11 protein-coding genes, 1 pseudogene and 1 riboswitch are annotated in these 14,267 nt (G+C 55.1%); of the genes and pseudogenes, 1 reads left to right on the top strand and 11 read right to left on the bottom strand.

The annotated features are described in order from the left end of the window. Window positions 1–233: 233 nt before the first annotated feature. From mqnC to metA, 3 genes are all read right to left on the bottom strand, one after another. Window positions 234–1,370 (bottom strand): cyclic dehypoxanthinyl futalosine synthase, encoded by a 1,137-nt coding sequence (gene mqnC, locus PRIO_RS10395; protein ID WP_039838354.1) that lies wholly within the window; start codon window positions 1,368–1,370, stop codon window positions 234–236. Between the two features lie 188 nt (window positions 1,371–1,558). Then, window positions 1,559–2,758 (bottom strand): aminotransferase class I/II-fold pyridoxal phosphate-dependent enzyme, encoded by a 1,200-nt coding sequence (locus PRIO_RS10390; RefSeq protein ID WP_020432661.1) that lies wholly within the window; start codon window positions 2,756–2,758, stop codon window positions 1,559–1,561. Between the two features lie 39 nt (window positions 2,759–2,797). Then, window positions 2,798–3,727 carry a homoserine O-acetyltransferase MetA gene (gene metA / locus PRIO_RS10385; protein WP_020432662.1) on the bottom strand — a complete coding sequence of 310 codons (930 nt, stop codon included), beginning with the start codon at window positions 3,725–3,727 and terminating at the stop codon, window positions 2,798–2,800. 87 nt (window positions 3,728–3,814) lie between these two features. Beyond that, window positions 3,815–3,953, bottom strand: a riboswitch (SAM riboswitch). 425 nt (window positions 3,954–4,378) lie between these two features. On the opposite strand from metA, the gene corA reads away from it, so the two are divergent. Continuing rightward, window positions 4,379–5,314 carry a magnesium/cobalt transporter CorA gene (gene corA / locus PRIO_RS10380; RefSeq protein ID WP_020432663.1) on the top strand — a complete coding sequence of 312 codons (936 nt, stop codon included), beginning with the start codon at window positions 4,379–4,381 and terminating at the stop codon, window positions 5,312–5,314. Between the two features lie 70 nt (window positions 5,315–5,384). On the opposite strand, the gene PRIO_RS10375 is transcribed toward corA, so the two are convergent. The 8 genes and pseudogenes from PRIO_RS10375 to cobI all read right to left on the bottom strand — a co-directional run bounded on the left by PRIO_RS10375 (window position 5,385) and on the right by cobI (window position 14,220). Next, window positions 5,385–6,329 carry a 1-phosphofructokinase family hexose kinase gene (locus tag PRIO_RS10375; protein WP_020432664.1) on the bottom strand — a complete coding sequence of 315 codons (945 nt, stop codon included), beginning with the start codon at window positions 6,327–6,329 and terminating at the stop codon, window positions 5,385–5,387. A 336-nt stretch (window positions 6,330–6,665) separates the two neighbouring features. Then, window positions 6,666–7,685 carry an HRDC domain-containing protein gene (locus PRIO_RS10370; protein WP_046502206.1) on the bottom strand — a complete coding sequence of 340 codons (1,020 nt, stop codon included), beginning with the start codon at window positions 7,683–7,685 and terminating at the stop codon, window positions 6,666–6,668. Window positions 7,686–8,044: 359 nt separating this feature from the next. Next, on the bottom strand, window positions 8,045–8,926 hold the full coding sequence (locus tag PRIO_RS10365; RefSeq protein WP_046502203.1) for an ROK family protein: 882 nt from the start codon (window positions 8,924–8,926) through the stop codon (window positions 8,045–8,047). 619 nt (window positions 8,927–9,545) lie between these two features. Further along, window positions 9,546–10,616 carry a hypothetical protein gene (locus PRIO_RS37450; protein WP_082118168.1) on the bottom strand — a complete coding sequence of 357 codons (1,071 nt, stop codon included), beginning with the start codon at window positions 10,614–10,616 and terminating at the stop codon, window positions 9,546–9,548. Window positions 10,617–10,747: 131 nt separating this feature from the next. Further along, window positions 10,748–11,450 (bottom strand): annotated as a pseudogene (locus PRIO_RS37445) (cobyrinate a,c-diamide synthase); the annotation flags it as partial. After that, a complete protein-coding gene (locus tag PRIO_RS10350) occupies window positions 11,443–12,558 on the bottom strand; it encodes a cobalt-precorrin 5A hydrolase (RefSeq protein WP_020432669.1) in 1,116 nt (371 codons plus the stop codon). The gene PRIO_RS10350 and the pseudogene PRIO_RS37445, both read right to left, overlap by 8 nt. Continuing rightward, window positions 12,551–13,354: a precorrin-4 C(11)-methyltransferase gene (gene cobM / locus PRIO_RS10345; RefSeq protein WP_020432670.1), complete on the bottom strand. Its 804-nt coding sequence runs from the start codon at window positions 13,352–13,354 to the stop codon at window positions 12,551–12,553. Before cobM ends, PRIO_RS10350 begins: the two co-directional genes overlap by 8 nt. After that, on the bottom strand, window positions 13,351–14,220 hold the full coding sequence (gene cobI, locus PRIO_RS10340) for a precorrin-2 C(20)-methyltransferase (RefSeq protein ID WP_020432671.1): 870 nt from the start codon (window positions 14,218–14,220) through the stop codon (window positions 13,351–13,353). The genes cobM and cobI overlap by 4 nt, the downstream gene beginning before the upstream one ends. Window positions 14,221–14,267 lie beyond the last annotated feature (47 nt).

Raw genomic sequence — 14,267 nt, 5'->3', positions numbered from 1 at the left:
CAAGATTGTATCATACCCAAAAATATGAATCTAGCAAAATGCATTAAATCTAAGTAATAGTTGTGTAAAATATCACATTTCGACCGTTAATTTTGGGTAAAATGCCTATGAAAATTTACATAACACAAAAAAAGCCTATCTTTGTAAATTCCCAGAGAGGAATTCCACAAGGATAGACTCCGCAAAAAAATCTCACACATAAAGTGATAAATCTTTTGAATTTTATTAAATAATTAGTTCTGCATGACAAAATCATTGTCAATCTTCGCATCCGCATCGTCGAACACCCGCAGAATATCATAACGCGTGTTGCGCTGCGCAGGGATTTTGCCTGCTTCACGAATGATCTGGGTGATCGACTCGATGTTGACCTTATGGGTTGCCCCCGCTGAGGATACTACATTCTCTTCAATCATGGTGCTGCCAAAATCATTGCAGCCATACTGCAGGGACAGCTTGCCGACCTCCGGCCCCATCGTAACCCATGAGGACTGGAAGTTTTTGATGTTGTCCAGCACCAGACGGCTGATAGCCACGGTCTTAAGGTATTCTTCCGGGGTCTGTCTGTCCAGCTTCAGGTTGGTATTATCCGGCTGGAAGGTCCAGGAGATAAACGCCAGGAACCCTTCGGAGTCATATTTGTTCGCGATGCACTCATCCTGGGCCTCACGGACCCGCAGCAGATGAAGCGCCCGCTCCTCCATGCTCTCGCCAAGGCCGATAACCATGGTTGCCGTGGTGTTCATGCCGATCTTGTGCGCGGTCTGCATGACATCCATCCATTCCCGCCAGGAGCCTTTGAGACGGCTGATTTTGCGGCGGGTCCGGTCATCGAGAATTTCTGCACCACCTCCGGGAAGGGAATCCAGACCTGCAGCGTGAATCTCGCGGACCACCTGCTCCAGCGGCAAACCGGATACTTCGACCATTTTCATAATCTCCGCAGGGGAGAAGGAATGCATGGTGATCTCCGGGAAACGCTGCTTAATTCCACGCAGTAAATCCGTATAATAGCTAAATGGCAGATTGGGGTTGGTTCCGCCTTGCATGAGAATTTCTGTACCATTCACATCAATGGTTTCCTGGATTTTCTGAAAAATCGTCTCGTCGGGCAGCACATATCCTTCCTCAGAGCCCGGTCTGCGGTAAAAGGCACAGAAACGGCAGTACACATCACATACATTCGTATAGTTGATATTGCGGCCAATAACGAATGTAGCCAGCGGGTCGGGGTGCCAGCGTTTCATGATAATGTCAGCGGCAGCGCCCATTTTTTCAATTTCGTTGCTTTCAAACAACCGGACCGTATCCTCCAGCCCGAGCCGTTCGCCCTTCAGCGTTTTGTCCAGAATCAGATCAATCGCGCTCATCGTTCGCAGCCTCCTTTTTTACGCCTATACTATAAAATGGATGAATTAAATTTGTACAACATTTGAATAAGCTCGTTCTTCCATCGTATCACAATCCGGACGCCTTGAGAAACCTTTGCTGCGACCCCAATATATCTTTGTTGTCAAAAAAACAGCGGCGCCCGGGTGGGGCGCCGCTGTTAAGCTTATTATTCTGCTGCCGATGCTGTGCCGGCAGATGCCTCTTCCAGCTCGGTCCGGGCCGCTTCCAGCGCCTGTCCGAGATCGGCAATCAAATCATCCGCATGCTCAATCCCGACGGAGAAACGCAGCAGGCGGTCATCCACACCGACAGCGTCGCGGATCTCCACCGGGATGTCTGCATGGGTCTGCACCGCCGGATAGGTCATCAGCGACTCCACCCCGCCGAGGCTTTCGGCGAAGGCAATCAGGCGGATATGGCGCAGCAGCGGCTCGACATATCCGGCATCTTTTACCTTGAAGGAGAAGATTCCGGTGTTGCCCGAGGACTGGCGTTTCTGGATGTCATACCCCGGATGGTCAGGAAGCCCCGGATGAAAGACCTCAGCGATTGCCGGATGCTCCAGCAGATAGCGGGCCAGCGCCAGCGCATTGCTCTCATGCCGTTCCATGCGCAGCGCGAGTGTCTTCATGCCCTTCATCAGCTGGTAGCTGTCATTCGGCGCAAGCACTGCGCCCAGGGAATTGTGCAGAATGGCCATTTCCGCAGACAGTTCGGTGCCTTTGGTTACGATCAGTCCGGCAAGCACATCGTTATGCCCTCCCAAATATTTGGTCGCGCTATGGACGATGATATCCGCCCCCAGCTCCAGCGGCCGCTGGAAAAAAGGCGTCAGCAGCGTATTGTCCACAATCGTAAGCAGCCCATGGCGGCGGGACCATGTACAGACAGCTTCTATATCCGTGATCATCATCAGCGGATTGGTAGGCGTTTCGATAAAAACAGCCTTGGTATTCGGACGCCGTGAAGCCTCCAGGCCGTCCAGATCGTTCGTATCCACATAAGAGGCGCTTATGCCGTATTTGGAGAGAATCCGTTCAAGCAGACGGTAGGTCCCGCCGTACAGGTCCAGCGAAACCACTAAATGATCCCCTTGTCCAAATAAGGCAAACACGGTTGTCAGCGCAGCCATCCCGGAGCTGCAGGCAAAGGCAGCATCCCCGGACTCAAGCTCTGCCACAGCTTCTTCCAGCACCGAGCGGGTAGGATTCTTGGTACGGATATAATCAAACCCCGTGCTCTGCCCAAGTCTGGGATGACGGAATGCCGTCGCATTGTAAATCGGATAATTAATTGCCCCCGTAGCCGGGTCCTCCTGTGAACCTATCTGCGCCAATCTGCTCTCAATCCTCAGTTTTTCATCCATTGCTGCTGCCTCCTAAGTGTGGTGTTCTCTTCTATATATTTAGAATACTAAATAATCCGCCTGGTCTATATCGTAAGGAGTCTCCTGGTATACATAGTAATTGAGCCAATTAGAGAATAATAAGTTGGCATGGGCACGCCAGACTGCCGGCGGTGTCCGCAGCGGATCATCCTGAGGATAGTAATGCTTCGGAATCGCAATATCCATTCCTTTGGCGATATCCCGGTCATATTCCCACTTTAACGAAAACGGATCATATTCGGAATGCCCTGTCACAAAAATCTGCTTGCCGTCAAGCGTCGAAACCAGATACACCCCGGCTTCTTCCGATTCGGCCAGAATCTGCAGTTCGGGATTGGCCAGGATATCTTCACGCGAGACATCCGTGTGCCGGGAATGCGGAACATGGAACACCTCGTCAAAGCCGCGCATGAGCTTTACATTATTCTGACTCACGGTATGCGGGAACACGCCGAAGCATTTCTCGTCCAGATTCACCTTGCGCACGCCAAAGTGATGATAGAGTCCTGCCTGTGCCGCCCAACAGATATGCATGGTCGAGGTCACGTTATGCTTGCTCCATTCGAAGATCACTTTCAGTTCTTCCCAATAATTCACGTCTTCAAATTCGAGCTGCTCCACCGGAGCGCCGGTGATGATCAGCCCGTCAAAGCGGCGGTCGCTGATCTCGTCAAAGGTTTTGTAAAAACTCTTCAAATGCTCCGCCGAAGTGTTCTTCGAGGTATGGGAGCTTGGGTGCAGCAGCACAACATCCACTTGAAGCGGTGAATTCCCGACCAGACGCAGCAGCTGCGTTTCTGTCGTTTCCTTTGTAGGCATTAAGTTCAGGATCGCGATGCGCAGCGGGCGGATGTCCTGGTGGAAGGCCTGGCTTTCATCCATTACAAAAATATTTTCTCCGGACAATACTTCTTTGGCCGGCAGGCTGTCGGGAATTTTTATCGGCATTTCTGGTTTCCACTCCTTCTTTGATGTCAATGTAAAAATGACCTTTCTCATGTGAGAAAGGTCATATATCTGCAGTCATATGCGCCTCTCTCATCTGCCAGAGAACTTGTACCGGGCAGCCGGACAGGCTTCCCATACAAAGTTTCCGCAAGAATTAGCACCGTGCGTTCACACGCCGGTTGCCGGGTTTCATCGGGCTAGTCCCTCCACCTGCTCTTGATAAGATTTCGCTGTATTCAATTGAGAAAAAGTCACATAACGTTAAATGCTTTTCTTAAAATTTACTTTAAATCATGAACCTCCTTTTCGTCAAGTCCATACAATGCTATTGGTCCGAAAAGCGACAAGAATTTAGCTTGAAAGACCCATACCCGGGGGTTATACTAGACAAGGGTTTCACAGCCCCTACCTGACGAAAAGAAGAGGTGAGAGAAGAATGGAAGGCGACCCGAGTTCGCAGTTAAGCGTCCAGAAAGAACAACCACACAGGATTAACATCAGCTTGCCGGCGGCGGGAGCATTTCTTCTTCATGCCCTCGAACCGTCATCTGGCCTTATACATTGACTGTACCACCGGCCAAGCTGATTTTTCCCTGTGCCTTAATTTAGCACAGGCCCTGGAGAAGACCAGGGTCAAGAGGAGTGGATCAGATGAAAATCCGGCTGGTAAACGCAGGGGTTTTTACGCCTGTAGATGACATTGAAGAAACATTGACTGCCCCAACTGAGGGATTTTATTGGATTGATGCGGATGTTGAGGATCTGGAGCTGCTTCAGCCCTTATACAATCTGCATGATTTGGCTGTGGAGGACTGCCTCAGCGAAGAGGATCAGCGCCCGAAGCTGGAAATTTACGAGAGCCATTATTTTATTGTAGTCAACAGCATCCGTTTTGATGATGAAGAGATTTTTCTCCGTGCACTCAACGTGTTTCTGGGCAGACATTTCATTATCACCGTAACCAAGCAAAAAATTCACGAGCTGCGCGTGCTGAAACCCATTCTGTGGGAGCAGGAGGTCAGCGAGCCTGACCGTTTCCTGTATCTGCTGATCGACCTTGTCGTAGACAATTATTTCTCCGTCGGCGACCGGATTGAAGCCCGGATTGAGAAGCTGGAAGAGGATATCCTGATGCATACCAAGAAATCGCATCTGAGCGAAATCATTGGTCTGCGCAGTGAAATTCTCTGGCTGAAGAAGATGCTGGGGCCACAGAAGGAAGTTATCAACACCCTTAACAAAAAGGACCTCCGCCTGATCGATGATCAGCTGCAGAAGTATTTCAGCGATATTTATGAAAATGCGGTCAAGATCTCTGAAACGTTTGAAACGTACCGCGATCTCATGGGGAACTTACGTGAAGCCTATCAATCCAGTATCGCCAACCGTGCCAATGAGATCATGAGAGTGTTCACCGCGATCACCACAATATTCATGCCGCTTACCGTGATTACCGGTATTTATGGGATGAACTTTGATAACATTCCCGAGACCCATTCCCAATACGGCTATTATGGAGTTATTGCTGTCATGGTAACGCTCGGCTGCGGCATGCTGGTTGTTTTCCGCAAAAAGGATTGGCTATGAACATCAATGGACGAATAAGCAGGACGAAGGCTTCACTGCCCGCGGGCAAGGAAACCTTCGTCTTTTTGGTTTATTTCAGGAACTCTGCATCCGCTGCTTCAATCTGCTTAAACAACCGTTCTGCATCCTCACGCTTGCACAGCTGACGCTCCGGATTCATTACCGCCGCCGCTCCGGAGGCGATTCCGAATTGAACGGCCCGGCGCAGCGGCCAGCCCCGTTCCAGACTGTAGACCAGCCCGCCCACCAGGCTGTCCCCTGCCCCTACTACACTCAGCACGGGAACTTCGGGGGCCTTGAGATGCTCGCAGCCCTCTCTGGTAATCAGCAATGCCCCCTCGCCGCCAAGGGACACCACCACCACTTCGGTCCGCCCTTGCTCGATCAGCTCCAACGCAGCCGCCCGGACCTCTGCATCCCCTGTAATGGAATGTCCGGCCAGTTCCTCAAGCTCGCGCGCATTCGGTTTGAGCAGGTATACGCCTGCATCAGCCGCCTTTTGCAGCGCTTCTCCCGAGGTATCGACAATCACCCGCGCCTGCCAAGGCTTCACGGCTTCAATTACACGGCCGTAGAAATCCGCCGGACATCCTGGAGGCAGACTGCCGCTGGCCACAATGTAGGTCGGCTTTTCTCCCAGGGATTTCAGCTGCTCCAGGCACTGCTGCCAATCGCCCTCGATAAAGTGCGGGCCGGGCATATCGAACCGGAATTGCTGGCCCGTGGATTCTTCCACAACAATCAGATTTTCCCGTGTCTGCCCCGAAATCGGGATCTCCTGGTGCCCGACACCCTCCTGCTCCAGCATCTCATGCAGCAGCTGCCCGTGCAGTCCGCCCGATGCATACAAAGCCAAGGACTCCCCGCCCAATCTGTGGATCGCCCGGGACACATTGACCCCGCCTCCCCCCGGCTTATAGGATGCCTCCCGGCAGCGCAGCTTATGGTCGGGAACAACCCTGTCAATACCTGTGCTGGCGTCTACGCTGGGGTTAACCGTTAATGTTACGATCATAGGTTTATCTCCTTTATATGCGGAATACCTGTAGTTTACTCCAAATTACGGCATTTTCCTAAAGGGAGTCCCCAGAGGCCTTCTCCTAAAGAGGGCCCCAACGGCATTCAGCCGAAAACACAGGGCTCTGTAGTATATTCTGACCCAGGGCGGGGCAGCCACACTGTGGGGATGCCGGAACTAGGCGAATTATGTGGATTGAACTTGAAATCCGTAGCCACGGACAAACCCGAAATCAAAAAGCTCAAGTTCAATTATATAGTGCAGTCATTAGCTGAAGTTAAGAAATAGGGGCAAGCCCCCGTTGAATTTCCTGCGGACACAGACATTAGGCAATTATAAATTCGTCGCCGCTTCCAGCTGAGCGGATTGCCCCCGCCGGTAGCGGATGCGGATCAGCCGCAGGCGTTCATAATACATATCCAGGCCTTCCGCAGGCGAGAACCCTTCCCCGTAGGCTTTGTACAGTACAGGCTTGAGAAAGGTATCACCCATCAGTTCATAGGCGGCCCATACACTGGCTTGCTCGCTGGAGGATACCTCAGCAAGCTCGAGAGCAATGAGCTTTTCGACGGAATATCCGTCCTTGTCAAGCTCCTCTACCGCTTCAAGCACCTCGCGGCGGCTTATTCCGCTCAGTGCCTTCAGTTGCTCAATGCCAAGGCCTTCCCCGATTCCCTGCAGCAGAACCCTGCGCAGCCGCAGCCGTTCCAGCTGCTTCTTGTACTTCAGCTCCTTCTGCTTGTACTGCCAGGAAACAAAATGCTCCTCGTCAACGGCTTCATGCACCCAGCCCAGCGGAAAGCTATGCTCCCTCTCTGCGGCAGAGGTGATGCTCAGCCAGTCTTCGCCGTATTGCGAGGCCTTGCCCTCGCCTACGCCGGGAATCTGCAGTAGTTCCTCCAGGGTACGGGGAAGAAATGCGCTGAGCATCCGCAGCAGGCGGTTGCTGGCAATAATGTAAGGCGCTTTCCGCTCACTGGAGGCTTTGCCCCGGCGCCAGGAGCAGAGCTCTTCGTAGACGGATTCATTGGCGTGCTGCTCGCTGAAATACTGCAGCTTAAGCTGCTCCTGATTGCGGCTGCCGGACAAGCTGTCTTCATCGTGAAAGGCACCATCGATTAGAGGCCGGTAGCCATCGCCCATCTTCACCGCCAGCTCATGCCGGTAGACGCAGAGCATCTCATTCCAGGAGCCGCCCTCATACCACAAGCTGTCTCCGTTATCCTCCGAGCCGGAGAATTCGCGCCAGCCGAGGCGCCAGACGCCTTCTTCTTCCCCGATCCAGAGCTGGGCAAATACCTCCTGATCCCCCCCTGACATTCTCGACAAACGGTTCATAAATACAATCTGCATCCCAATCCCTACCTTCCTTGTCTTACAGCATGCATAATCCCGTTACTCACCGGATGAACGGTTCCTTAGCCAGACCCGTCACCGGAAGATATAAGGCCGATATAGAGCGTGAAGCTTATCCCGCCTTATATGTGCACACAAAAAAGCACCTCTCCCACAAATGATGTGAAAGAGGTGCTTCCTCTGGAATGCTATACTGTTAATGCTTACAATACCCATATATTGAGAAACAGTCAATCTCTTTTTGTACTAAATTAGAATCAGCTTGTCCGTTCCTCATAGGAACAGTAACCGTTTCAGCCGAAATAAAAGGATAAATTAAGCCGCAAAACCAATCCAGCCTTATCCCCGGCCTCAGACTACTCCCGGTCCAGCGCCAGCTTAGCCAGTCCAAGCGCTCCGGACAGACCCGCATTGTCGCCCAGCTGAGGCGGAACAATATAGCTGCCGACAGCCTCGTTCAGTGCAGGATGCTGCACATAGCCGCCCAGCAGCTCCTGAAGCTTGGCATGAATCAGCGGGAAAAGCTGGCTCTGCTTCATCACACCGCCGCCCATCACAATCTTCTGCGGTGACAGAATCAGCACATAATTCATCAGCGCATGCGCCAGGTAGTGGGCTTCCATCGCCCACGCCGGATGATCCGCAGGCAGTTCGCCTGCCGGCTTGCCCCAGCGTTTGCCAATTGCCGGGCCTGCTGCCAAACCCTCCAGGCAATCGCTGTGGTAAGGGCAGAAGCCTTCAAACTTGTCTTCCGGATGGCGGCGCACAAGAATATGCCCCATTTCAGGATGGGACAAGCCGTGCACCAGTTTGCCTCCCACTACCGCACCCGCTCCGATTCCTGTTCCGACTGTGATATACAGGCAGCTGTCCAGCCCTTGAGCCGCTCCCCACTTGTATTCCCCCAGCGCCGCACCGTTCACATCCGTATCGAATCCGACAGGCACGGAAAAATGCCCGGCAACTGTTCCCACCAGATTGTATTGCCCCCAATGGGGTTTAGGTGTGGTTGTAATGTAGCCATAGGTCGGGCTGCCAATCACCGGATCAATCGGCCCGAATGAGCCTATGCCGATCGCTTCCACATTTTTGCCGGTAAAATAGTCCAGCACAAGCCCCATCGTTTCCTCAGGCGTGGTAGTCGGAAAGCTGACCCGGTCGATAATCGTCCCGTCCTCATTTCCAATCCCGCATACAAACTTTGTTCCCCCTGCTTCAATTGCTCCAAGTACCTTCACTGCAGCAGTCTCCCTTCCCCATAAACATTCAGCCAAAAATTGGCCATGTGTGTAATAAAGCGTTCTCTTTCCCTTATTATACGTGGCCCGCAGACCTGTGACAAGCGGTTGACATACGAAAAAGGAACTAGCTTCAAAGCAGCCTTGCTCCGGGAAATAGAACGTGTTTGTGTTCGGGCGCCGGCCTGGCTGGAGTGAATCTGCCCTTGCGGGCGGGCACCGGTCTGGCTGGAGTGAATCTGACTTGTGGGCGGGCACCGGTCTGGCTGGAGTGAATCTGACTTGTGGGCGGGCGCCGACCTGGCTGTGCTAACTTAAGTGGAAAAAGTAAACTTATTCGGTGCCGCTGGGCTGTCCGGACACCAGTAGTTGGAAAAAGTAGACTTATTTCGGCTAATTTGCTCCTGATATCGTACATTTTCCGGAATTAAGTGGACAAATTCCCACTAAATCCTTTTTTGGAGTAATTTCCGGCGATTTAGTTTTACTTTTTCCACTTAGAGCTCAGGCTCTATGCGAACTTGGGAGAACCTCCACCCGCCTCCAAGTGTGCGCATGATCCGAGCTTATCTGCCGGGATCATGCCGTTTATTCTGGCCCCACTCTCAAAGAGATTGGCCTATGTGCGCAGCATGTCTTTGTTACTCCTATGGTAGCTGCGGCAGGCTTCTACCAGCCGGATTGCCGCCGGGATATGGGAAGCCAGATGTATATGCGCATAGGCAGCCATGATATTGCCGCGGGCATAGCCCTCCGGCTGGCTGCCGCTTCGTCCGCGGCTATCATAGGCGTACAGCTGCGGCTCCCCGGGCGAATAGCTCATCTGGGAATAGTGAAACTCGTGCCCGCGCAGGCGCTCGCCCTGCTTCAGCAGCAGGCAATCGGCCCGCGCGGTGACTTCGCGGTAGCCGAGTGCGGTGCGCCGGTCCTGCATGACCGAATGGGCGGGAATAATCCCGGCCATCTCATGCACAGCCCCGGCGCGGTCGGTAAGGCTGCGGACCAGCACCATATAGCCGCCGCATTCCGCATAGAGCGGCATACCAGCCGCTGCCGCAGCCCTTAGGCCGAGCAGGAAGGCCGAATTCCCGGCGATTGTGGCGGCGAATTCCTCCGGAAAACCGCCGCCGAGGTAAATCCCATCCGCCTCCGGCGGGATGCCTTCGCCGCTGAGCGGGCTGAACGGAGCCAGCCGGGCCCCGGCCCGGGCCAGCAGCTCCAGATTGTCGGCGTAATAAAAATTGAACGCCGCATCCTGTGCAACGGCAATGACCGGTGCAGGGTCATATACCGAGGCGAGAGCTTGGGGAGCAGACCTATCCAAGGGTGGATAGGTCAGTAGATTACCGGCTTCCTTAACAGCTGTCGGAGGAAAAGGGGCGTCGGCAGACTGCCCGCCCGGAGATTCCTGTGCATCTTGCACACCTGTTTCCTGAAGAATCTTAGAAATTACCGAAGGGACAAGTGCGGCAGCAGCTGGCACCCCGCCCGGAGATTCCTGTGCACCTTGCACGCCTGTTTCCTGAAGGATCTTAGCAGCTACCGAAGGGACAAGTGCAGCAGCTGGCACCCCGCCCGGAGGTTCCTGTGCATCTTGCACACCTGTTTCCTGAAGAATCTTAGAAACTACCGAAGGGACAAGTGCGGCAGCAGCAGGCCCCCCGCCCGGAGGTTCCTGTGCATCCTGCATGCCTGTTTCCTGAAGGATCTTCCTGGCTGCCGGAACAGCCTCTGACGGAAGCTCTTCGGCAGGCCCCTCTTCCGGCAGTATTTTTCCCGCCGCCGGGTAACGAAGGACAGATGCTGCCGCTGCAATTTGCAGCAGCACCTCCAGATCCGTCCCTGCCTCCAGCAGGTCGGCGGCACGGTCAAATAATGGCTCCAGCTCGCCGCGTTCCACGGCAGGGAGCAGCCCCAAGTGCCGTTCCGGGATATCCAGTCCCTGATCCCGTGCCAGCCAGCCGATGACCGGTATGCCGCAGGCCGCTTCAATCGCGGCTTTGACCGTCCGGTAATGGCTGGCGCTCCCGCAGCGGTTAACGATCACCGCAGCGATGCGCACGTCCGGCTCCAGCTGCTGAAAACCCAGCACAATTGCAGCCGCACTGCGTCCCATGCTGCGTACATCCACCACCAGCAGCACCGGACTTCCTGTTAGGAGGGCAATTTCCGCCGTTGATCCGGTAAGCCCGGTTGCTTCTTTGCCGTCGTACAACCCCATAACCCCTTCAATTACGGACAGGTCGGCTCCCTCCGAGGAACGCAAAAAATACTCCAGCATATATCCGCCCGAGGTCATCCAGGAATCCAGATTGCGGGCAGTCCGGCCCGTTACAGCCGCGTGGTAGGCCGGATCAATATAATCCGGGCCGCATTTGAAGGCCTGCACGGTAAGACCGCGCCGGGCAAAAGCCCGCAGCAGTCCCAGCGTCACCGTTGTTTTGCCCGAACCGCTGCCTGTTCCGGCTACCACGAAACGCGGGCGGAGCCGGGGAAGCTGCTCCGGTCTGCTCCGCTCATTCATTCTGGTTCCCCTCCGTTTCAGCAAAGCTGACTCTCGCTACTGCAATGGTCGCATTGCCGCTTTTTTTCTTCTTAAGCACCAGGCTGCGGGCACCAGAGGACAAAAGGGCTGCCGGCTCACAGACCCCATAAGCTCCGGTAGCCTTAAAAACAATCTCCGAGGGCTGCTCCAGCACCACCGTATTCAGCTGCTCCGGCGAAAACAGTGCCAGCTCCCAGCCATATTTGGCGCACAAGCCCAGTAGACCGGCCTCATCGCCTTTGATCGCGGCAGTGGCGACGTTGCGGACGCTAAGCAGTGAAAGTCCCATATCCGCCAGCGTATCCAGCACCACTGCTTCAAGCTCCTCCTGCGTGGTCCCGCGGTTGCAGCCGAGCCCGAGCACAAGACTGCGCGGACGGTAGACTACAGTCCGCTCTCCAAGAGCCGCAATCTCCTGCTCCGGCAGCTGCCGGTCCGTGACCACGACTGCCGCGCTGAACGTCGCTTCCTGCAGCTCCGCCATGCTTCCGCAGAGGCGGACATGCTCCGGCAGCACAGCACCGGGCGGCAGCCAGCCGCGTTCGCCGCTCTCCTGCAGGAAGGCCACGGCTTCCCCGTTGACCAGGGCGGCGCTGACTGTTTTCATGGTCGCGAAGCCCTCTGCGCGCCAGCCGAACTCCGAGCCGAGCAGATCCACGGCGAAGATGCCCTGCACATCCGAAGCGGTAGTAATCACCGGATGGCTGTCCATCAGCTGTGCAACCTGCCGCGTGAGCCTGTTGGCCCCGCCCAAGTGGCCGGATAACATGCTGATCACATGTTCTCCGCGTTCATCAATGACGATGACGGCGGGGTCGGTTCTTTTATCCGCCAGCAGGGGAGCAATCAGCCGGACTGCCGCCCCCAGCGAAAAAAACAGGATAAGCCCTTCGTACTGCCGGAACAGCTTCGGCAGCAGCTCTTTGACCGGTTCCGCAAACACCTGCCCATGCCCCGTGGCGTCCTGTACGTTTCCACTGTACTTGGCGCAGCAAAAAACCTCGGTATCCGCCAGCCGTTCACCCAGCTTCAACGCCAGCCGGATACCATTTGCAGTAATCGCAACGGCTGCATACCGCTTAGCCATCAGCGTCAATCCCTTCCCGGCAGCCGTGGGTAAAGGTTTTGTCGTACAGCTTCGAACGGTGCTGGTCACGGTCCGTAAGCGCCGGGTCCAGGGCCCAGCCGGCGAGAATCATCGCATGCATGGTGATGCCCGCTTCGCGCAGGTCGGCTGCAAGGCGTGCCACGGTGGTCCGCAGAATCTGCTGGTCCGGCCAGGTCGCCCGCTTCACCACAGCGATAGGCGTATCGGGGCTCCACCCGGCAGCGAGAAATTCGGATGCCGTATGTTCAGCCAGCGAAGCGCTGAGGAACAGGGCTACGGTACAGTGATGCGCCGCCAGCTGCCGCAGCTGCTCACGCTCCGGGACCGGCGTCCGCCCTTCGGCACGGGTCAGAATCACGGTCTGCGTCAGCTCCGGCACAGTCAGCTCTGCACCCAGCGCTGCCGCCGAAGCAAAAACAGAGCTGACCCCCGGCACGATCTCATAGCTGACGCCGTTCAGCTTCAGCAGCGACATCTGCTCCAGGATTGCCCCGTACATGGAAGGGTCACCGGTATGGATGCGGGCTACGCTTTTACCGGCCTTCACCGCTGCAGTCATGATCTCCACCTGCTGCTCCAGAGCCATTCCCGAGCTTTGCAGCACCTCGGCTCCCGGCTTCACACTGGCAATCAGCTCCCCGCTGACCAGCGAATCCGCGTAAAGCACAACATCTGCAGAACGCAGGATGCGGCTGCCTTTTAACGTAATGAGTTCGGGATCGCCCGGCCCTGCACCTACGATATATACTTTGGGTTCCAAGCCAGCCGCCGTCATTTGCTCACCACCATAAGGCTCAGGTATTCAAGCTCCTGGCCACGCAGCTCGCGGGCGTCCCGCCACACCGTTTCATTAGGAGAGGTTACCTTGGTCACGACGGATGCTTTTCCCGCAAGCCCGAGCTCATCGAGCACATCCAGCAGCAGATCCAGCACCTTCGCCACCTTCAAAAACACCACCGTATCATGATGCAGCAGCGCTTCCTTCAAGGCCTCCGGGTCCTCGGTAGCCGGAATAATCCCCACCCGCTGATCGCCATCGGCAAGGGGCTGTCCAAGCGCGGCAGCGGCGCCCAGCACCGACGATATTCCCGGAATTGAAACGATCGGCACGCCAGGATGCAGCTCCTGCATCAACCGGGCCAGATGAATGAAGGTGCTGTACAGATTCGGATCGCCCTCCGTCACAAAAGCCACATCCCGGCCCTGCTTCAGCTCGTTCCAGCAGAGCTCAGCCGTGCGGTTCCAGCCGCTTGCCAGCTGCCCGGGGTCTCTGGTCATCGGAAAGACAAGTCCCAGCATGACTTTTTCATCCGCCTTGATATGCATCTCCACAATTTCGTGGGCATAGGATTTCCCGCCCTTTTTGGTTGCCGGGTAGGCAATTACCGGACATTCCCTCAGCAAACGGCAGGCTTTGAGCGTAATCAGCTCGGGATCACCCGGACCTACACCCACTCCGTACAAGGTCCCTGTTCCGATTGGGGCAAGCTCAGGCTCCACCAGCGGATACTCATCATCAGCATGATATGCTGCAACTGCAGTTTGCATGGCCGCTCCGGTGATTTGTTCTTCATGGGCAGCCTGCTCATCCATGGAGTGCAGATGAGGTTTCGTCGTATTTTTTTGTAACCTTGTCGTCATGAGCGCTCCTCCTTTAGGTTAGTTAATCTATTTATGCAGCGATGCCT

The organism is Paenibacillus riograndensis SBR5 (assembly GCF_000981585.1).
In the GTDB taxonomy this organism is placed as follows: Bacteria; Bacillota; Bacilli; order Paenibacillales; family Paenibacillaceae; genus Paenibacillus_AQ; species Paenibacillus_AQ riograndensis.
Note: the sequence above shows the minus strand (reverse complement) of the source record. Positions and strands in the feature narration are given on the sequence as shown.

Bases quoted from the DNA above. Each gene is read 5' to 3' on its own strand.
- PRIO_RS10375 (WP_020432664.1), bottom strand. From the start codon at position 6,329: ATGATCGTAACATTAACGGTTAACCCCAGCGTAGACGCCAGCACAGGT.
- PRIO_RS37450 (WP_082118168.1), bottom strand. From the start codon at position 10,616: ATGCAGGATGCACAGGAACCTCCGGGCGGGGGGCCTGCTGCTGCCGCA.
- PRIO_RS10390 (WP_020432661.1), bottom strand. From the start codon at position 2,758: ATGGATGAAAAACTGAGGATTGAGAGCAGATTGGCGCAGATAGGTTCA.
- PRIO_RS10350 (WP_020432669.1), bottom strand. From the start codon at position 12,558: ATGGCTAAGCGGTATGCAGCCGTTGCGATTACTGCAAATGGTATCCGG.
- cobM (WP_020432670.1), bottom strand. From the start codon at position 13,354: ATGACGGCGGCTGGCTTGGAACCCAAAGTATATATCGTAGGTGCAGGG.
- PRIO_RS10370 (WP_046502206.1), bottom strand. From the start codon at position 7,685: ATGCAGATTGTATTTATGAACCGTTTGTCGAGAATGTCAGGGGGGGAT.
- mqnC (WP_039838354.1), bottom strand. From the start codon at position 1,370: ATGAGCGCGATTGATCTGATTCTGGACAAAACGCTGAAGGGCGAACGG.
- metA (WP_020432662.1), bottom strand. From the start codon at position 3,727: ATGCCGATAAAAATTCCCGACAGCCTGCCGGCCAAAGAAGTATTGTCC.
- cobI (WP_020432671.1), bottom strand. From the start codon at position 14,220: ATGACGACAAGGTTACAAAAAAATACGACGAAACCTCATCTGCACTCC.
- corA (WP_020432663.1), top strand. From the start codon at position 4,379: ATGAAAATCCGGCTGGTAAACGCAGGGGTTTTTACGCCTGTAGATGAC.